The sequence below is a fragment of the Saprospira grandis DSM 2844 genome, from assembly GCF_000275825.1.
GTDB lineage: Bacteria > Bacteroidota > Bacteroidia > Chitinophagales > Saprospiraceae > Saprospira > Saprospira grandis_A.
The window spans coordinates 832678-852479 of sequence record NZ_JH719942.1; the positions used below are offsets into that span (position 1 = coordinate 832678).

A 19802-nucleotide genomic window follows, 5' to 3' on the forward strand; every position below is an offset into this window, starting at 1 on the left:
CAAAAGTATCTGGGCCGGTCCTCTTTTTAAGGGCTGGCCCTTTTTTATTTTTTTTTGGGGCCTCCGCTGCGGCGGGCGCTACGTTTACTCCCTTCGGTCGTCGAACTGCGGACTAAAGTCCTTGTTGTCGCAGCTCGCTGAGTTTTTGGGGCCTCCGCTGCGGCGGGCGCTACGTTTACTCCCTTCGGTCGTCGAACTGCGGACTAAAGTCCTTGTTGTCGCAGCTCGCTGAGTTTTTGGGGCCTCCGCCTCGCTTCGCTCGTCGGCGCTACGTTTCGCAGCTCGCTATTCGCTCGGCCCTGCGCAAAAAAACAAGTTTTTTGCTGGGTCTGCGGCTGCGCCGCACTGCTACACATCGCTAGGCCGGGCGGCTGCGCCGCCCCCAAAACCATTTTGGCCCTCTTTTTTTGCCATTGGTCGAACTTTAGCCCAAAGCTTTGTAATATGTCCGCATCTTGCTTAAATTAGAATAAGCAACCCCAACCGCATTGAACGAATAAAAATGCCTATGTTAAAGCAACTCTACCTTTTAGTTTTTCTCCTCTCTAGCCAACTTATTTTTGCCCAAAGAGATTACGATTTATTTTGGGTGCAATTTGACCATAAGGACAATAGCCCCTACAGCATTTTTCACCCTCAAGAGTATCTCTCTTCTGCCGCCATTGAGCGCCGCCAAAAGATGGGCATAAAGATCGACAGCCTAGATTTACCTGTAGATCCTAGCTATTTGGCCCAAATAAAGGCCCAAGGCTTTGCCATTCAGTATAGCTCCAAATGGAAAAACGGCGCCGTGATCCGTGGCAATGGCCAAAAACTCCAATTCGTCCAAGAACTGCCCTTTGTCCAAAAAATAGCCGCCATCGGCTTTAGCCGCAAAAAAAATGAAGGGACCAACTACATCGGCCGCCGAGAATATAAAACCGAATATACCCAAGAAGACGACTTTTATGGCCTGAGCGAAAACCAAATCCATATGCTACAAGCCGATTATCTCCACCAACTCGGTTTTGCTGGACAAAATATGCCCCTAGCCGTTTTTGATGGCGGTTTCTCGGACCTCCGAGAAACCCCCGCCTTTGATTCCCTCCGCCAAAAGGGCCAAATTTTAGGCAGCTACGACTTTGTCCAACTCGATACCTTTGTCTATGAAGGCTCCGAACATGGCCGAGATGTTCTCTCCTGTATGGCCGCCAATTTGCCCGGCCAAGTCATGGGCAGCGCCCCCCAAGCCAATTACTTTTTATGCAAAACCGAAGACTCTAATGGAGAATACCGCATTGAAGAATATAACTGGCTGGCCGCCGCAGAATTTGCCGATAGCGTTGGCGTTTATCTGATCAATTCCTCTTTGGGCTATGCCGATTTTGATGACGATAAAATGGATTATGCCTATGTAGACCTAGATGGCAATACCACCACCATCACGCAGGCCGCCGACCTAGCCGCTAGCCGTGGCATTTTGGTCGTTACTTCAGCCGGAAATGAAGGCAATGACCCCTGGCACCACCTCTCCGCCCCCGGCGATGCCGATAGCATCCTGACCGTTGGCGCCACCGACCGCGACGGCTTTCATGCCGCTTTTAGCTCCTATGGTTTTGATTCTAGCTATTTGGTCAAACCCAACCTATCCGCCCGTGGCCTCTTCTCTATTGTGGCCCAAGTTGGCCGCTATCGACACAATTTTAATTCGGGAACTTCTTTTTCTTCGCCCATCTTGGCCGGCGCCATGGCTTGCCTTTGGCAAGCCCTGCCCGAGTACAGCAATCTAGAACTCATTCGCTTGGCCGAAAGCCTAGGCAGCCAATACAAAAAACCCGATACCGCCCTAGGCTATGGCGTGCCCGCCCTTTTTGATGCCTGGAAAAAAGCCAGAGCCGGCCACTATCTAGAGGTCCAAGAAACAGAAGATCTCTATTATCTGCCCATGGCCAAAGCCCAAGAAGATTTCTTTATCATCTGGCCAGAAGCTATAGACAAAGAAGTAGAAGTAAAACTCTATGGCCCAATCGGCCAATTGGTTTATGCTCAAAAGCATAGCGCTGTTTTTGGACAACGCTTTTTATGCAAAATTCCAAACTGGAAAACACTGCCCGCAGGCCTTTATCAACTGGAGCTGAAAATGGGACCCGCCAAGAAAAAAGCCCTTTTGGCCAAGTAGGACCCATAAAATATTGAACTCATTCATAGTTTTTTTTAGCTTTGCTAAAGGAAGGCTAACCCACTCATTTAAAACAGCAATAAGATCCTTTTGCAGAGGACAGGCGGCAAAGCCGCCGCAGGCTGAGCTGCCCGGCAGGGTGGCCGAAGGCCAGACCCAAGTTTTTGAGCGCAGCGAAAAAACTGCAGGGCCGAGCAGACCTGCGAGCCCTAAGGGGAGCGACCCGACCAGCGGGAGGGGCAGCCCCAAAAAAATAAAATTAAGATAAGCTAACAGCTAAATAATAGTACAATTATGCAAAATCAAGAATTGCTAGACAGCATTAAGCGTTCGGCCAAACAAGACCGCTTTAAGGGCCAAGATTATTATATGATTAACGATCTGCTAACGGATGAGCAAAAAATTGCTCGCGATGCCGTTCGCGAATTTGTTCGTGGCGAAATCTCTCCCATTATTGAGGATTGCTACGAACGCGCCATCTATCCCCGCCACCTCATCAAAGGATTGGCAGAGTTGGGCGCTTTTGGTCCCTCTTTACCCGAAAAATACGGCTGCGCAGGTACCGATGAAACCACCTACGGCCTCATGATGCAAGAATTGGAACGTGGCGACTCTGGCATTCGCTCTGCCGCCTCTGTGCAAGGTTCTTTGGTCATGTACCCCATCTATCGCTTCGGTAGCGAAGAACAACGCATGAAATACTTGCCCAAATTGGCCGCTGGCGAATTTATCGGCTGCTTTGGTTTGACTGAGCCCGATCATGGATCGAATCCCGCCGGCATGATTACCAATATCAAAGAAGATGGCGACCACTATATCCTCAATGGCGCAAAAATGTGGATCACCAACTCGCCTATCGCAGATGTGGCCGTGGTTTGGGCCAAGGATGAAGAAGGCGTTATCCGTGGTCTGATTGTCGATATGGATACCCCCGGCGTTTCTGCTCCCGAAATTCACGGAAAACTTTCTCTCCGCGCTTCTATTACTGGCGAATTGGTTTTTGAAGATGCTCGCATCCCCAAAGCCAATCTTTTGCCCAATGTAAAAGGCTTGAAAGGTCCTTTGTCTTGCCTCACTAAAGCCCGCTACGGCATCGCTTGGGGTGCTTTGGGTGCCGCTATGGATTGTTATGAGTCGGCTTTGCGCTACTCTTTGGAGCGCGAGCAGTTTGGTAAACCTATCGCTGGTTTCCAATTGACTCAGAAAAAATTGGCCGAAATGATTACCGAAATTACCAAAGCACAGCTTTTGCTTTGGCGTTTGGGTGGTTTGATGGATGCTGGCAAAGCTACTTCCGCTCAAGTATCTATGGCTAAACGGAATAATGTGGCCATGGCCCTAGACATTGCTCGCGAAGCTCGCCAAATTCATGGTGGAATGGGAATTACCAACGAGTATCCCTGCATGCGCCACATGATGAACCTAGAAACGGTATTGACTTATGAAGGTACTCACGATATTCACTTGCTCATTACGGGTATGGATGTTACGGGTTTGAACGCCTTTAAATAAGCGAAATCAATAAACTTTAGCCTCCTCTAGTTGATAGAGGAGGCTTTTTTGTCTACAAAATTATGGAACTGAAAAAAAAGAGCATGCTAGAGCTACAACGGCCTAGCATTGAAGAGTATAAGCAACAACCCAAAATGCCTTTGCTCCTCATTTTAGATAATTTGCGCTCGGCCCTAAATGTGGGGGCTGCTTTTCGCACCGCCGATGCTTTTGGCATTGAAGGCATTTACTTGACGGGAATTTCGGCCCAACCGCCGCAAAGAGAAATTATGAAGTCGGCCTTGGGCGCCGATAGAGCTGTAGATTGGCAATATTTTGAAGAAAATAAAGCCGCTATAGCTGCGGCCAAGGCCAAAGGCTATAAAGTCTATGCCGTAGAGCAAACTTTTGGCAGCCATTCTTTAGAACAGTTTGTTTGGGCCGCCCAAGAAGGCATTGCCCTCATTTTTGGCAATGAAGTAAAAGGCGTAGATGCCGAGCTCTTGCCTTTGGTAGATGGCGCCATTGAAATTCCGCAATTTGGCAGCAAACATTCTTTAAATGTTTCGGTGAGCATGGGCGTTTTGCTTTGGGAAATGCGCAGACAATATTTTGGGCGTTAAGTCTAGAAAAAAATGAGCGAACAGAGTGATAAAATCCTCTTTCGCTTTTTTTAGTGCTTTTTATAAGCTTTTTGGGGCTGTCCCTCGCCTTCGGCTCGGGTCGCTACGCTCCGCAAGGCGAAGCCGCAGCGGAGGCCCCAAAAGAAATAATAGAAAAAAATTATATTAAGGTCAAGACTAGGGGCAGATAGGGCCAACAAGTATCTCCCTAAAAGAGAAATCGTTTTAAAAATATTACCTTTGTGCCTAAGCGGAGTGAAAGCTTGGCCAACAATATCCTAAATACCAATAATTAGCTGCTTTTAATATGTGTGCATACTATAGTAAGATTGTGGGAACGGGTTCTTATGAGCCTCAAGTCGTGGTCCCTAATAAATATTTTACCGACTATCAATTTTATAAAGCCAATGGCGAGAAGAATCTAAAGGAGCCAGCGAAAATTGTGAGCAAATTGGCTGAAATTTCGGGCATTAGCGAGCGTCGTTATGCTCAAAAACACATCAACACCTCTGATTTGGCTTATTTGGCGGCCAAAGATGCTTTGGAGAGTTCTGGAATAGATGGCGAAAGTTTGGACCATATCATTGTGGCCCATAATTTTGGTGATGTTCATAGCAAAACGCATTATACCGATATGCTTCCCAATGTTGCGGCCAAGGTCAAGCAAAAACTAGGGATTATCAATTCGGATTGTGTAGCCTATGATCTTTTGTTTGGTTGCCCAAGTTGGGTACAGGCTGTCATTCAGGCCGATTATTATTTGCGTTCGGGCGATGCCAAACGGGTATTGGTTGTTGGTGCCGATATTATGTCTAGAGTATTGGACCCACATGATTTAGATTCTATGCTTTTTGGCGATGGTGCTGGTGCCGTTGTTTTGGAGCGTTTTGAATCGGAAGAACCTGCGGGAATTCTTTGCCATAAAACGGTAACCGATAGTGTGCAGGGAGCCAACTTCTTGTACATGGATGGTTCTTATAATGAAGAGGCAGAAGATCGTCTATTTGTAAAAATGAATGGTCGCTCTGTTTATAAATATGCGATGGAAAAAGTGCCGGCCACTATGGATGCCTGCTTAAAAAAGGCGAATGTAGATATTGCCGACCTCAAGCAAATTTTGATTCATCAGGCCAATGAAAAAATGATCCGTCAGTTGTGTAAGAAACTATACAGCATGCACGACCGCCAAATGCCCGAAACTGTTTTTCCCTTGACCGTAGGCAAATGGGGAAATAGTTCGGCGGCCACGGTCCCTATGTTATTGGACCATATCTTGAAAGGAAAATTGGAAGGCCACCAAATTGAAGCAGGAGACCATATTATTCTCTCTTCGGTAGGTGGTGGGATGCACGCCAACTGCATCGTTTATAAACATGTCTAAAAAACAAGAGGGAATTCTGCCCTTTTTTCTATAAGTTCGCTATTTTTGCGGCAAATGAATACAAGGGGCTTCGGCCCCTTTCTTTTTGAGGCCCTCAAAACTATACGCTATATATGGCTCTTCAATGTGGTATTGTAGGTTTGCCCAATGTGGGAAAATCGACACTCTTCAACGCACTCACTCAGGCTGGCGCACTAGCGGCCAACTATCCTTTTGCTACTAAAGACCCCAATGTTGGGGTGGTTACTGTTCCGGATTATCGTTTGGACAAGCTAGAGGAAATTGTTCAACCCCAAAAAACGGTTCCTACTACAGTAGAGATTGTAGATATTGCGGGCCTCATTCGTGGTGCGAGTAAAGGCGAAGGCCTGGGCAACCAGTTTTTGGCCAATATCCGTGAAGTAAATGCCATTATGCATGTGGTCCGTTGCTTTGACGATGGAAACGTAACGCATGTAGATGGTGGCGTAGACCCCGTTCGCGATAAAGAAACCATTGATTTGGAATTGATTTTCAAGGATATGGAAACCTTGGAAAAACGCAAACAACGGCTACAAAAACTAGCCAAAGCCCTAGACCGTACGGTTTTGCGCCAACTCAAAATTGTAGAAGATTTACTTGCACATTTGGAGCAAGAGCAGCCTGCTCGTTCTTTTGATGAGCTAGACAGCGATGATGACGAAAAGTTCTTTAAAGAATTGCAACTGCTTACCGCCAAGCCCATTATTTATATCTGCAATGTGGATGAGGCTTCTGTACTTACAGGAAATGAGCATACCGAAAAATTCAAGGCGGCTGTAGCCAAAGAAAATGCAGAAGTGATTCTCGTTTCTGCTGCTATTGAGGCAGATATTGCCGAGCTAGAAGAAGAAGAGGAGCGCAAAGAATTTTTGGCCGACATGGGCCTAGAAGAACCTGGCGTAAACCGTGTTGTTCGGGCTTGCTACAACCTACTCGAGCTGATTACCTATTTTACGGCTGGCGAAAAAGAGGTGCGTGCTTGGACCATTCGCAGAGGGACCAAAGCCCCAGAAGCGGCTGGTGTTATCCACTCTGATATTGAAAGAGGATTTATTAAGGCCCGTACCGTAGCTTATGAAAAATTTGTAGCGCTAGGCGGCTGGAAAGGCGCCCAAGAAGTAGGCGCTATGCGCCAAGAAGGTAAAGAATATGTAGTTCAAGATGGTGACCTTCTTGAGTTTATGCATAATACCTAGATCGATAGGCCAGACTACCTATTTTTAGGCTTTAGGTCTTATCAGCAAAAAAGATAATGCCCCCTGCCCTATCTTTGTCATAGACAAGAAGGAAATACCTTGTCTTATCCAATTAAGTTTGGGGTAAATCATGGGGATTAACATTTAGCAAGTAGCTTGGGGAAGCTGCTTGCTTTTTTTGTTTTGGGGCCGAAGCAATTTGTTCTGAGCAAAAAAGGAGGTGGAGCGGCTGAGCGCTGTGGAGTGGGTGGCCGAAGGCCAGACCAAGGAGCGAAGCGACGCAGGGCCGAGCGAGCAGCGAGCCCCGCAACATAGCGACCCGAGGCCGCAGGCCGAAGGGGCTGCCCCAAAAAAATAGCCCAGCAAAAAGCTAGGCTACAATAATTTAGAAATCTTCATACTTTTGGCGGAAAGCGACATAGCGCCAAAGGACGTACGAAAAGGCCAGGTTGGGCGTTAGGCAAAGGAGCTCCCAGGTAGAACGGAGCATGGATTTCCAGTAAGGCAGCTCCCAAAATAGTAGGCCAATGCTACTGATCATGATAAATATTCCCCAGGCAAAAATGCCCCAAAAAGCTGCTTTTTGGCTAGGTTTAAACCAAAGCAAGGGAATCAGGGCCAGCTCTACCCCGCCCATAATTTGCAAAATCAGGCGGCTGCTGCCATAACTTAGGCCAAAGCTATCTTGTAGGGCCTCCTGCCAATTGATCTGATTGGGCGCATGAACATCTAGGGCATAAAAGGCATAGGCCAAAAGGCTGAGGCTAAGGGCCATTTTCATCCGCCAGACAATTTTCTGCACTGGTTTTTTGCTAAAGAGCAGCAAATAGTAGCCAAAAGGCAAAGAAAACTGCAAACTGTGCACAAAAAAACTGGGCCAATAGGCGCCCGCTTCAATTTGATAGAGCCAGGCCAAAACCATCAATGCGCCTCCCTGCCAAATGAAAATGCGGCCCTTGTTTCGGCTATCGCTAAAGACCGTGGCGGCAGCGCCCAAAACATAAAACCAGCCCATCAAATGGGTAAAGCGGTCGACCCCATCGGGGCCCCAGCTGGCGGGTAAAATATATTCATAGGGGGCCGACCAAAAAAAGTGCTGCCAAGCTCGGCCAATCAAAAGTAAGAAAAGGCTCCATTTGAGAAGCCGAATGAGCATAAATCGGAGCATACTGCTTTTTTTTCTCCAAAAAAAAGGGGCCGAAGCCCCTTTGGTCCTAACTAAATTCTTATGCCTGTTTGGCCTCATCTCTTAGGGCCCGGCGAAGGATTTTACCCACATTGGTTTTGGGCAACTCCTCTCTAAATTCATAATGCTTGGGCTTTTTGTAACCCGTAAAGTTTTCTTTAGAGAAAGCACGCAGCTCCTCTTCCGTCAAAGAAGGATCTTTTTTGACCACAAAAACCTTAACGGCCTCCGTAGATTTGGGATCGGGAACGCCAACTGCGGCCACCTCCAACACTTTGGGATGAGCGGCAAGGACCTCCTCAATTTCATTGGGATAAACATTAAAGCCCGAGACCAAAATCATGTCCTTAATGCGGTCCACAATTTTTACAAAACCATCTTCATCCATAATGCCCACATCTCCAGTGCGCAACCAACCGTCAATAATGGTTTTGGCCGTAGCTTCTGGGCGGTTGAGATAGCCCTTCATCACCTGAGGACCCCGAACTTGGATTTCTCCAGCCTCGCCCAAAGGTAAAAGGTTATTTTCTTCATCGCAAATGCGAATTTCGGTAGAGGGAATAGGCAAACCAATGGTGCCAATACGGCCCTCATCATAGAGCGGATTGACAGAAACCACCGGAGAGGCTTCGGTCATACCGTAACCTTCCGTTAGGGTAGACCCCGTTATTTTTTTCCATTTTTCGGCCACGGGTTTCTGGATGGCCATCGCTCCACCAATGACAATTTGTAGCTTAGAAAAATCGAGCTGCGTAAATTCTGCATGATTCAAAAGGGCATTAAATAAGGTATTTACCCCAGTCATAATAGATGGTTGCGTCTTTTTCATGATGTCCACCACCGCAGGCAAATCTCTAGGATTGACCACCAAGATATTGCAGGCACCAAAAGATGTCCCCAAACAAAGTAAATTTACGGTAAAGGAGAAAATATGATAGAGCGGAAGCGGGGTCAGGATGCGCTCCTGCCCTTCTTTAATGTTAGCGCTCTTGATCCAGCCTTCTACCTGAAAAGCATTGGCCAATAGGTTTTTATTGGTCAGTTCGGCCCCCTTGGCCACCCCCGTAGTACCTCCCGTATATTGTAGGCAAATTACATCATCGAGTTGGCCGCCAGTAGCCATTTTGAGCTGGCTGGCATTGCCTTTATTTAGGGCCTTTTTAAATTTGATATGCCCCGCCAAATTATAGCTAGGGACCATTTTCTTAAGATTGCGCACCGCAAAATTGATCAGCCAGCCCTTAAAGCCGCCAAACATTTCTCCAATGCTCACCACAATCACCTTATTGCGCTTCACTTGGGTCTTATCGATTACTTTTTCGAGCTCGGCTGCAAAGTTTTCGGCAATGATAACCGCGGTCACCTCTGCATCATTAAACTGATGCTCAATTTCTCTGGCCGTATAAAGCGGATTGGTATTGACAATGGTCAAACCCGCACGCATAGCCGCAAAAAGAGCAATAGGATACTGTAGAAGGTTGGGCATCATCAACGCCAGGCGATCACCAGGCTTTAGGCCCATATCATTTTGCAAATAGGCCGCAAACTGCTTCGATAACTGATCGACCTCCGCAAAGCTGAGGGCCTTTTCCGAACTGCCCACAAAGCTCTTAAAAGCGGGACGGTTTGCATATTTTTTTAGGTTGTTGTTAACCAAATCTACTAAGCTGGTGTATCCTCCAAAATCGATTTCATGAGGAACGCCTTGGGGGTAATTTTTCAGCCATCGTTTTTCTACAGCAGACATATATTTTGTTGTTTTTCTATCTTCTGTCTCCTTACTGCCTAATTATGAGGCAACTAAGCAGCAGCTTAAATTGATTGTTGATGTCAGTTGAGTGGGAAGCAAACAAACTTTTGATTCCAAGACCCAAAATATACACAATCTTCTTTTTTATTTAAGCTTTGGCCCTCATTTTTATTAGGAGGCTATTTTTTTGGGGCTGCCCCTTCGCCTATCGGCTCGGGTCGGGCTCTGTCGCAGCTCGCAGGTCTGCTCGGCCCTGCAGCGCTTTCAGCGCTTTGGTCTGCCGCCTTCGGCGGCCCTGCTTTCCATCCCTCAGCCGAGGCGCTGCGCGCCTTACTCCCTTCGGTCGTTTTTGGAGCAGGATGCTGCGCTTTGGGCCAAAAAAAAAGCTACTCCCAAGGGAGTAGCTCTATACAGTTTGGCCTAAGCCAAGATTTAGTTCAATTGGAACTTGATAGGCACTACCATACGTACACGTACGGGATTACCTCTTTGGCGACCGGGCGTCCATTTTTCCTTCATACTGTTCATACTTTTCACAGCACGGAGGGCAGCTTCTGCTAGTCCTCCACCGCCAGTCATGTCGCGAACGACTTCAACATTGGCGATACGGCCATCTTCTAGTACGATGTAACGAACGTAAACGGTTCCTTCGATGCCATTTTCACGGGCCATAGCGGGATAACCTGCTTTTTTACCCAGATAGGCACGGAGCTTCAAATCAGCACATTGCTTCTTTTCTGCATCAGAGCCTGTCTTATCCTCACAACCGGGGAAGCGAGGAAACTGCTCCACAAACTCAAAAACCTCGGGGGCTTTGGGGGGAGGAGGAGGGGGGGGAGGTGGTGGTGGGGGCGGAGGCGGAGGGGGTGTCCCTTTGCTTCCTTTCTTCCCATCTTTATCTCCTTCAAGATCCTGTTTCTCATCATCCTGAGAAGGTGGCTCGGGGGGAGGCTCCGGCTTGGTATCATCAATTTGTACCTGCGTGGGAGGAGGAGGAGGTGGTGGTGGTGGTGGTGGCGGAGGCGGAGGTGGTGGCGTGTTAGGCACATCGATCAGAATTTCTTCTGATTCGATCACCGTTTCCTCCTCAAAAGCAAACTCTTCCCATTCGGTTTGAGTCCAGTTTAGCGCCAAGAAGACCACAAAGAGCGAACATGCCAAACCTGCCCGGTACACCATGGGCGAGTGCTTAAACACATTCACCTCCTCATACTTTCTAGTAATGGCCGAGTAATTGGCATCTTCTTTTCCTTCCTTGGCCTGCATGAGCTTTTCGCTCTGCTTAGCCAAATAGGATTTGTAGCCAAAAATAGCTCCGGCAGCAACTGCAATCAGCGCAACGAGGCTAATTACAATTTGGCTTCCAGAGACCATAATGCTCGCCATCAGAAAGTCATTAGAGAGGAATCCTAACAGCATAATTCTGTGGTTTTGGGTGAAAAAATAGTTTATTGAAATAATGAATATTTCCTTAATAAATAGTAGCCTATAAGGGCGCCCATTGTATTTGCGGCCAGGTCCCAATAGTCAAATTGACGATAAGGGCTAAGGTCTTGCAAACACTCTAGGAGGAGGCCCAAAGCGAGGCTAAAATAGAGATTATTTCTTTTTTTGGTCCAGATGCTATTGCCCAAGAGCAGTAGTCCGAAGTAAAAAAGAAAATGGGCTAATTTGTCCCAGCCCAAGCCATTTAGGCCAGCGGGCAATTGCAGGGGCCAAAGCGAGAGCAAGACCAGCGCAATCAGGGCCAAAAAATAGGCTGAGGAAAAAAGTCGCTTAAGCATTGATGGCTGCATTATAGGCAGCGGCATCCATCAAATCGTCCATTTCGGCAGTGTCTCGAACTTTGATTTTAACCATCCAGCCTTCGCCGTAGGGATCAGAGTTGACCAACTCGGGGCTATCTTCTAGGCCTTCGTTAAATTCTACCACCTCTCCGCTAATGGGCATCATTAGGTCTGAAACTGTTTTTACAGCTTCTACAGAGCCAAAGATTTCATCAGCGTCTAGGTCCTCCCCTTCTTCAGAAATATCAACATAAACAATATCTCCGAGTTCGGATTGGGCAAAATCAGTAATACCAACAAAAGCGAACTCCCCTTCTAGGCGAACCCATTCGTGGTCCTTACTGTACTTCAGATTTTCTGGAATATTCATAAGCGAAACTAGCTTAATTAAAGGATATTAAAATTGTGATTGGCCTCCAAGAATAGATTGGCCCAGAGGTATTGGGCGGCTATTTTGGGGGTATTTGCTGCCAAAAATAATTTTTTTTTGGGGAAAACACTAAAGCACTTCCTTTAATTTCGCTTTTTTCCTTGCGGGGCTGCATATATTGCCGCCCTATTCGCCTTTAAGAACTTTCTATTTGACTAGATGTAAGCGGCTTGTATTTTGGTGGTCGCCTTTTTGAAAAAAGTATTTTTTCTGTGAGGCGTAGGTGGCAGAGCCGTTCCCTTCTCCTTTAAGCGCTTTCTCTATTTGACTAGATGTAAGCGGCTTATATTTTGGTGGTTGTTTTTGTGAAAAAAGTATTTTTCTGCGGGGGACAGGCGGCGAAGCCGCCGCAGGCCTAGGGACATGCAGCAGGGCCGCAAAGCGGCCGACCAAGGCGCTGCAAGCGCCGCAGGGCCGAGCAGACCTGCGAGCTGCGCAATGGCCCGGCCGCCGCAGGCGGCAGGCCCCAAAAAACAATAAAAAAAGCCCAACTCTGAAGAATTGGGCTTTTCTATATATATAATAGTTCCTTTTAGAACTTGAGTACAGCGCCTAGGGCGGGGAGGATAGGCAATTGATTTACTCTTTGGTAGCGGACGCGATCAAAGTAGAAAATATTGGCTCGGTCGTACATATTGGTTACACTGGCATTGAGGAGCAGCTTGCTATATCGGCCAAGGTCAAAGGTATAAGTGGCCGAAAAATCGAGGCGATGATAATAAGGTAGGCGGCCACCGTTGAGTTCATCGCTGTAGAGCACGCCCAATTCGGTATCGGGATTATTATTGGCGGTAATATAATCGCTATTGATACCATCTTGGAAGCTATAGTTGGTAAAAAAGCCTTGAGTTTCTGTAAAGGGGAAGCCTGAGCCGAGGTTCCAGCGGATAGAAAGCTCTAGGGGGTACTCGGTACGTCTGCGGCGTTCTTCTGCGGGGAGGTCTTCGGGTAGGGACTTAAACTTAAGCTTATAGGAGCCTACAAAGTTGAGGTTATGTCGGCGGTCGAAGTGAGCGGGAAACTCTTGCAGGCCATCATCTCGGCGGACATGGCCTAGGGAGTAGGCTAGGTAGAGATAAAGTTGATCTTTTTCATAAGTTCCGGAGAGGTCGAGGCCATAGGCTTTTCCTTCTTCGGTGATATAAGTGGGTTGTAGTTGGTCGGTATCGGCGGTGCGGTTACGGTTCAGGCCAATAATTTGGGGGAACCATTTGATATAGGGTTCTACATTAAAGACCAAATGTTTGCCTGCGTCAAACTCTATACCGCCGATAGCATGAATAGAAGTTTGCAGTTTAGAATCGGTGGCCTCATAAATAGGCGATTGACTTTCTTCATCGTATCCTGTAATGCGGAATACTTGTTGGTCGGGGCCGCCCAAAAATCCTACAAACAAGTTAACTACATCTCGTTCGTCTACAGAGCTAATGAGGTTTTGGGAGTACATCCCGCCGGCCATTTTGATTCGGATATTTTCGGTAATATTATACTTAAGGCCTAGGCGGGGTTCTGCTCTAAACTCGCCCAGAGAGGCATAATATTGAGCGCGCAGGCTAGGTTCGATCACCAAATTGCCAAAGCGGCCTTGGTAGCGGATATAGCCGGCCACCTCTGTATTAGATTGAGTTTGGCCGATGGGGATACCATTATTGTTTACAAAGGCGAAATCGGTGCCGATACTATTGAACTCTAGGCCGTAGTTGAGTTCTCTAGAGAGGCCCATATAGTAGGTAAAATTAAAGTTGGCGTTAAAATTAGAGATATCGCTACGGCGTTCGCGGCTACCGTCGCCTTCTTCAAAGTTGGAGCCATAGAGCGAGTAGGCCAGGGTACCGTCCATAATAATTTTGGCTGCGCCGGGGACGATACGGAAATTGATTCCACCGCCGGCAGAATTCCAGCTATACTTAGCGACATCGCCAAAATTGGCCACATCATTATGGCTAAAGCCGTAGGCATTTAGTCGGCTACCGTTGGCGGCATTAAAAGAGAGTTTTGCGTGAAAATCGGTAAAGCTATAAGGGAGTGTACTATCGGAAACGGCGGTTCCTTCACGGCTGAGGATAGATTTATAGAGTAACTTAGAGCTTTCATTGAGGTAAGAATGCTTGGCTGTCACAAAATAAGAGAGGCTACTTCCGCCATCATCGCCTAGGGGGATGATAGGTCCTTCAATTAAGGCTTTAGCGACAAAGGGGTTGACACTAATCATTCCTGCGGTACGTTTTTTATTGCCATCTCGGGTTCGGATATCGACAATAGCGGAAGAGCGTCCGCCATATTTGGCGCTAAAGCCGCCGGTATAGACATCGGCGCTACGGATGAGTTCTGTTTCGAAGACCGAGAAAAAGCCGATAGAGTGGAAAGCGTTAGAGATGGTCATTCCATCGAGTAGAATTTTATTTTGGACGGGGGCGCCACCACGGATATAGAACTGTCCGCCTTGGTCGCCGGTAAAGACAATACCTGGAATAACTTGTAGGTATTGGGCGATATCGGCCTCGCCACCGGTAGAGGGCAGGCGTTTAATATCTTTGGGGGTAACTTGGACCACAGAGACGCGCACTGTATTTTGGGCTTTTTCTTTATCTGCATCTACGGTTACGATGCCTACCTGTTGGGCCGAGGGGAGCATATTGAGGTTTACGGTGATAAACTTACCGGCGATGACCTCTACATCTACTACCAAACTATCATAGCCGAGGCTACGGCATTTGAGTTGATAATTGCCTGGGGGCACATTAGCGATGGTATAAAAGCCATCATCGCCGGAGAGGGCATTATACTCTCCGTTATTGAGGTAGACGGGTGTAAAAGGGATAGGCATTCCCGTTTCATCATCTAGAAGGGTACCTCTTAGTCCGCCATTTTGGGCCATAAGGCTAAAAGAAAAGAGGCCAAAAAGCAGCAGAAAGAGGCTGCTCATTTTAAAATTCTGCATCATTTGATAAGATTATCAGTAGTCCGTTTTTGAATAAAAAGTGAAGTTTAGAGAAATGTTATAATTTTCCATACTTAACTTCTCTACAGCGGCCAAAATAGCCTTTTTCAAGGGGATTGCCCTAAAAAACAACTTTATAAATTTTGTTAAGAGAAGCCAAACAAAAAACAATATTTGGCAGCTGGAAAGCTTCTCCTGATTGTGTTGGGGACTATTTTTTGGGTGGAGCAGGGCGCGTAGCGGCCTAAAAAGGAGCGCAGCGACTTGGCTGAGGGATGGAGAGGGGGGCCGCAGGCCCGACCGAGCCGCTAAAAGCGGCGCAGGGCCGAGCGAGCAGCGAGCCCGGAACAGCCCGACCCGGCCTATGGCCGGGGCAGCCCCAAAAGAAAAAAGACCTAAAGCATGGGCCTTAGATCTTTTTGTGGGGAAAAAGTTTAATTGCTTATTGTTGTACTCGGCGGAGGAAAACGCTGTAGACGGGAAGGTGGTCGCTATAGCCGCCGATGAAGGTACCAAAAGAGTAGGTTCTTTTGGGGGCATTTTTGAATCTGCCTTCTTTTTGGAAGAGGTAACCTTTGCGGAAAACCACTGCTTTTTGGAAGAAAAAGCCCTTTTGTTTTTTATTGAGGAAAGCGGAAGAGACGATGGTTTGATCGAAGAGGTTCCAGCTATCGTTCCAGGCTAGGGTACCGTTACCTTTCTTATATTTTTTCCACATGGGGTTAAAGAACTCGCCAGTTTGCACCTCCTTTTTTTTGCCTTTGGCTTGCAGAACATTTTTCACAGAAGGGCTAACGGGGTCGTCATTGAGGTCGCCGGTAATAAAGACTTTGGTATTGGGGTTAATCTTCATGAGTGAGTCGATCACGGTTTTGCATTGTTTGGCGGCATGTTCTCGGCGGGGAGAGGAGCGTTTTTCTCCGCCACGGCGAGAGGGCCAGTGATTGACAAAAATGTGCATAGTATCGGTACCTCCGAGAATACCTTCTACCCAAAGGATATCGCGAGAGTGGTAAGTGCCATCGCCTTCATTGCGTGGAAAATTGACGGCTAGGGTTTTATGGCTAAGTTCGCGAAAATAGCGGGGGTTATAGAGCAGGGCCACATCGATACCGCGGGCATCGGGAGACTCTTCATGGATAATTTTGTAATTGCGATCTTTAATTTTGGGTTGTTGGACCAAATCCTCGAGCACCTTGCGGTTTTCGATTTCGGAAACGCCGAGAATGACTACTCCATCGGGGGTAATATCGGTAGCCATTTCGCTAATCACCTTAGAGAGGTTATTCATTTTGGATTGGTAGACCTCTGTATTGTATTTATTGCGGCCTGTTGGGGTAAACTCTTCATCTCGTTTATCGGGAGTATCTAGGGTATCAAAAAGATTTTCGAGGTTATAAAAGCCGATTGGCGCCACCTGATAATTTTGGGCGCTAAGGGGTTGTTGCAAAGCTAGGAGGCAAAGGCCTAGGGCCAAAACAGGAAGTTTAAAGAGAGCGTGCATGATAGTCGTTCTTTAGTTTCGAGCAAAAAAAATAAAATTTAAGTTAGCCAAAGGAAGCTAACAGCTAGGCCAAAACAGGGCCAAAACGAAACAAAGATAAAGGCTTGGGCCGCTTTTAGGTGCTGTTTCATTCAAATATGACTTTAACTTATTGTTAATTCCTAATAAAGTTTCGGTGGGCTCTCTCTTATTTGTGCTAACTTTGCCCCCGAAAAGGAGGGGCTAGCTTTTGCTTGCATCAATTTGCCAAGGGTAAAGGTTGGTCTTCATTTTACTATTAAAATAGCACAGTATTCTGCTTATGAAACAGTTAACCACATTATTCGCCTTGCTTTTGCTCTTAGGGCAGACGGTTTGGGCACAATCTGGGGTAGGGCTAAAAGGCTCGCTTAAGGATAGTGACAACCGGCCTGTGGATGGAGTTGCCTTAAGTGTAGATGGCCAAGAAGCTGCCGGTTCTTCTAATGAAGAGGGCTACTTCGAGCTATCTGGGCTGTCGGCAGGTAGCCACACCCTTATTTTTAGTAAAGCAGGTTGGAACACCTACCGCCTAGATGTAAACCTTACTGAAGGGAGCAAAGATCTAGGGACAATCATTATGGTCCAAGAAGGAGGCATTGATATGTTTTCTAGTGAGGACCTCATTCCCACTGTTAGCCTTTCGGACCAAGACGTTTCTGGAGGTTCTGGTGCTGGGGGCTCTAATGTCTCTGGTCTATTGACTTCTTCTAGAGATGTATTTTATAGTACCGCGGCTTTTGCCTTTAGCCCCTTGCGTTTCCGTATTCGTGGCTATGATTCTGAGCACTCTACGGTTTATATCAATGGCTTGCCTATGAACTCACCCGAAAATGGCTACGCAACTTGGAGCCTTTGGGGTGGATTGAATGACGCTATGCGCAACCGTAGCAATACCGTTGGTTTGGCCCCTACTGATTATACCTTTGGTGGAATTGGTGGAGCTACTCAAATTGATATGCGTGCCTCTACGCAATGGAAGCAACTTCGCGTTGGGGTAGCGGCTTCTAACCGCTCTTATCGTGTTCGTCCTATGTTTATCTACTCTACGGGCCTAATGGCTAATGGCTGGGCTTTTTCTATGAGTGGATCTTTGCGTTTGGCCGAACAAGGACAGGTAGATGGTACTTACTATAATGCAGGTTCTTACTATGCTGCCGCCGAAAAGCGCATTGGTAAAAAGCATGCCCTTAACCTTTCTATTTTTGGTGCGCCTAGAGCCAGAGGTAAAAATGCCCCCGTTACCGCTGAAATGCAAGAAATTGCCCGGGAAGCCAATGACGATGATGGCTATTTTTACAACCCCTACTGGGGCTGGCAAACCCAAGAAGATGGCAGCCGTGTAAAGCGTAACTCTCGCTACTCTTATACCCATATTCCCGTTATTATGCTTACGCATGACTGGAAAATCACGCCTTCTTCTAAATTGACCACTAGCTTTGGCTACCAATTTGGCGAAAACGGAAGCACCGCCCTTAACTGGTACAACTCTTCTGACCCCCGCCCCGAGTACTACCGAAAATGGCCCAGCTATTTCGATAATACCGACCAAGCTACTGCCGATGCCCTACGCGCACAGTATGTAGCCAACCCCGAACAACTACAGCTTGACTGGGATAACTTCTATGAAGTAAACCGCAATAGCTACGATGAGTCCATCTCTAACACAGAAACTCGCGCAAAATACATCGTTGAAGAACGTCGCTACGATACCAAACAATTTAATTTCAACAGTATCTACCGCAATTTCCTCAACGAAAATGTAACCCTCAACGCTGGTGTTAATGGCCAATACTATATCGGCCACAACTACAAGGTCCTTAACGATCTTCTTGGTGCCGATTATTACGTAGATGTAGACCAATTCGCCCTACGCGACTCGGCCCAAAATGAAGATTTCTACCAAAATGATCTCGATAACCCCAATGCAGAACTTTCTGAAGGCGATGTCTTTGGCTACGACTATGAGTCGCATATCCAAAATGTTGCCGCCTGGGGACAAGGTCAGTTCAAGTACGGACAACTCGAGTTCTTCGGCGCTGCCGAACTTAGCTACACCCAGTTCTGGAGAGAAGGAAATATGCGCAATGGCCGCTTCCCCGATAATTCTCTAGGTAAAGGCGAAGTTTTCTCCGATTTTAACTACAACTTTAAGACGGGCGCCACCTATAAACTAGATGGCCGCAACTTTTTCTTCCTCAACGGAAGCTATGGTACCAAAGCCCCCTATTTCCGCAACTCTTATGTTTCGGCCCGTACCCGCGACCAAATCGTTCCCGGCCTACAAAGCAAAACAGTTTATGGCGTAGAAGGAGGTTACCTCCTCAAAGCCCCCAAAGCCAAAGCTCGTATCTCTGGATACTATACCGTTTTCGAAAACGAATTCTATAACCGCAGCTTCTTCTCCGATAACGCCTTTGCCGCCGATGACGGAAGCCTACAAAGCGGTTATGTAAACTTTGTTATGGATGGTATCAACCGCCGCCATATGGGCCTCGAACTAGCCGGAGAATATGAAGTGCTTACCGGCCTCAAACTAAGAGCGGTTGCCGCTGTTGGTGAAAATATCTACACCAGCCGCCCCAATATCTCGATCTACCTAGATAATGACCCCAATACGCAGGTCTCTAGCCGTACCGCCTACATGAAAAACGCTTATGTAGCCGGATCTCCCCAAATTGCAACTTCTTTTGCAATCAACTACCGCTCACCTAAATACTGGTTTGTCAACCTCAGTTTCAACTATATGGCCCGCAGCTTCGTCGATATTAACCCCGACCGCCGCACTTATGAAGCCGTTACCTACAGCGCCGACCCCACTTACCAACAACAGGCCGTTGTCCCCGACTCTGATCAGTGGAATGCCATTTTGGCCCAAGAAGAATTACCCGCTGCCTTTACCGTAGACCTTTTCGCCGGTAAATCGCTCCGCCTGAAAACCAAAAAAGGCAAAACGTACTTCCTCTACTTCAACCTAGGGGTAAATAATATCTTGAATAACCGCAATATCGTTAGCGGTGGCTTTGAACAACTTCGCTACGATTTTGAAGAAAAAGATCCCGAGAAGTTCCCTACCCGTTACTTCTATAGCAACGGCATCAATTACTTCGCAAGCATTACTTACCGTCTACCTATGTAGATGAATCTTCATTTTTTCTGACTTTTATTTAGTTGGTTTTGGGGCCTCCCGCCTGCGGCGGGCGCTACGTTTCGCAGCTCGCTTTTCGCTCGGCCCTTCGGCAGCTCCGCTGCCTCGGTCTGGCCTGACGGCCACTGCTGCACATCGCTAGGCCAATCGCCGCCCGGATGCCCCCAA

General features: G+C 47.3%; 13 protein-coding genes. 6 read left to right on the plus strand and 7 right to left on the minus strand.

Going from position 1 to position 19802, the window contains the following annotated elements; translation table 11 throughout:
• The first annotated feature begins 508 nt into the window (after positions 1-508).
• The 5 genes from SAPGRDRAFT_RS03895 (at position 509) to ychF (ending at position 6870) form a co-directional block, all read left to right on the plus strand.
• Positions 509-2158 (plus strand): S8 family serine peptidase, encoded by a 1650-nt coding sequence (locus tag SAPGRDRAFT_RS03895; RefSeq protein ID WP_002657352.1) that lies wholly within the window; start codon positions 509-511, stop codon positions 2156-2158.
• 294 nt (positions 2159-2452) lie between these two features.
• Positions 2453-3670, plus strand: coding sequence for an acyl-CoA dehydrogenase family protein (locus SAPGRDRAFT_RS03905; protein ID WP_002657354.1), 1218 nt, complete (start codon positions 2453-2455; stop codon positions 3668-3670).
• 62 nt (positions 3671-3732) lie between these two features.
• Positions 3733-4272: a TrmH family RNA methyltransferase gene (locus tag SAPGRDRAFT_RS03910; RefSeq protein WP_037349814.1), complete on the plus strand. Its 540-nt coding sequence runs from the start codon at positions 3733-3735 to the stop codon at positions 4270-4272.
• A 307-nt stretch (positions 4273-4579) separates the two neighbouring features.
• Positions 4580-5653, plus strand: coding sequence for a 3-oxoacyl-ACP synthase III family protein (locus SAPGRDRAFT_RS03915; protein ID WP_002657358.1), 1074 nt, complete (start codon positions 4580-4582; stop codon positions 5651-5653).
• Between the two features lie 113 nt (positions 5654-5766).
• Entirely contained in the window at positions 5767-6870 is a 1104-nt protein-coding gene (gene ychF / locus SAPGRDRAFT_RS03920; protein WP_002657359.1) for a redox-regulated ATPase YchF, read from the plus strand.
• Between the two features lie 385 nt (positions 6871-7255).
• On the opposite strand, the gene SAPGRDRAFT_RS03925 is transcribed toward ychF, so the two are convergent.
• The 7 genes from SAPGRDRAFT_RS03925 to SAPGRDRAFT_RS03960 all read right to left on the minus strand — a co-directional run bounded on the left by SAPGRDRAFT_RS03925 (position 7256) and on the right by SAPGRDRAFT_RS03960 (position 16468).
• Positions 7256-8038 (minus strand): hypothetical protein, encoded by a 783-nt coding sequence (locus SAPGRDRAFT_RS03925; RefSeq protein WP_002657361.1) that lies wholly within the window; start codon positions 8036-8038, stop codon positions 7256-7258.
• A gap of 58 nt (positions 8039-8096) precedes the next feature.
• Positions 8097-9803 carry an AMP-binding protein gene (locus SAPGRDRAFT_RS03930; protein WP_002657362.1) on the minus strand — a complete coding sequence of 569 codons (1707 nt, stop codon included), beginning with the start codon at positions 9801-9803 and terminating at the stop codon, positions 8097-8099.
• A 435-nt stretch (positions 9804-10238) separates the two neighbouring features.
• The gene (locus tag SAPGRDRAFT_RS03935; protein WP_002657364.1) at positions 10239-11225 is read right to left on the minus strand and encodes an energy transducer TonB; all 987 of its coding nucleotides are present in this window, start codon (positions 11223-11225) and stop codon (positions 10239-10241) included.
• Between the two features lie 29 nt (positions 11226-11254).
• Positions 11255-11590, minus strand: a complete 336-nt coding sequence (locus tag SAPGRDRAFT_RS03940) for a VanZ family protein (RefSeq protein WP_156001819.1) — start codon at positions 11588-11590, stop codon at positions 11255-11257.
• Positions 11583-11963: a glycine cleavage system protein GcvH gene (gene gcvH, locus SAPGRDRAFT_RS03945; protein WP_002657368.1), complete on the minus strand. Its 381-nt coding sequence runs from the start codon at positions 11961-11963 to the stop codon at positions 11583-11585. Before gcvH ends, SAPGRDRAFT_RS03940 begins: the two co-directional genes overlap by 8 nt.
• 592 nt (positions 11964-12555) lie before the next feature.
• Entirely contained in the window at positions 12556-14967 is a 2412-nt protein-coding gene (locus SAPGRDRAFT_RS03955) for a TonB-dependent receptor (protein WP_002657370.1), read from the minus strand.
• Positions 14968-15406: 439 nt separating this feature from the next.
• A complete protein-coding gene (locus SAPGRDRAFT_RS03960) occupies positions 15407-16468 on the minus strand; it encodes an endonuclease (RefSeq protein WP_002657372.1) in 1062 nt (353 codons plus the stop codon).
• A gap of 301 nt (positions 16469-16769) precedes the next feature.
• Between SAPGRDRAFT_RS03960 and SAPGRDRAFT_RS03965 the strand changes: the two genes are divergently transcribed.
• Positions 16770-19625, plus strand: a complete 2856-nt coding sequence (locus SAPGRDRAFT_RS03965; RefSeq protein WP_002657374.1) for a carboxypeptidase-like regulatory domain-containing protein — start codon at positions 16770-16772, stop codon at positions 19623-19625.
• Positions 19626-19802: the final 177 nt, after the last annotated feature.

Coding starts and splice junctions, on each gene's coding strand:
- SAPGRDRAFT_RS03940 (WP_156001819.1), bottom strand. CDS start 11,590: ATGCTTAAGCGACTTTTTTCCTCAGCCTATTTTTTGGCCCTGATTGCG.
- SAPGRDRAFT_RS03955 (WP_002657370.1), bottom strand. CDS start 14,967: ATGATGCAGAATTTTAAAATGAGCAGCCTCTTTCTGCTGCTTTTTGGC.
- SAPGRDRAFT_RS03910 (WP_037349814.1), top strand. CDS start 3,733: ATGGAACTGAAAAAAAAGAGCATGCTAGAGCTACAACGGCCTAGCATT.
- SAPGRDRAFT_RS03960 (WP_002657372.1), bottom strand. CDS start 16,468: ATGCACGCTCTCTTTAAACTTCCTGTTTTGGCCCTAGGCCTTTGCCTC.
- SAPGRDRAFT_RS03895 (WP_002657352.1), top strand. CDS start 509: ATGTTAAAGCAACTCTACCTTTTAGTTTTTCTCCTCTCTAGCCAACTT.
- SAPGRDRAFT_RS03930 (WP_002657362.1), bottom strand. CDS start 9,803: ATGTCTGCTGTAGAAAAACGATGGCTGAAAAATTACCCCCAAGGCGTT.
- SAPGRDRAFT_RS03925 (WP_002657361.1), bottom strand. CDS start 8,038: ATGCTCCGATTTATGCTCATTCGGCTTCTCAAATGGAGCCTTTTCTTA.
- SAPGRDRAFT_RS03965 (WP_002657374.1), top strand. CDS start 16,770: ATGAAACAGTTAACCACATTATTCGCCTTGCTTTTGCTCTTAGGGCAG.
- ychF (WP_002657359.1), top strand. CDS start 5,767: ATGGCTCTTCAATGTGGTATTGTAGGTTTGCCCAATGTGGGAAAATCG.
- SAPGRDRAFT_RS03905 (WP_002657354.1), top strand. CDS start 2,453: ATGCAAAATCAAGAATTGCTAGACAGCATTAAGCGTTCGGCCAAACAA.
- SAPGRDRAFT_RS03915 (WP_002657358.1), top strand. CDS start 4,580: ATGTGTGCATACTATAGTAAGATTGTGGGAACGGGTTCTTATGAGCCT.
- gcvH (WP_002657368.1), bottom strand. CDS start 11,963: ATGAATATTCCAGAAAATCTGAAGTACAGTAAGGACCACGAATGGGTT.
- SAPGRDRAFT_RS03935 (WP_002657364.1), bottom strand. CDS start 11,225: ATGCTGTTAGGATTCCTCTCTAATGACTTTCTGATGGCGAGCATTATG.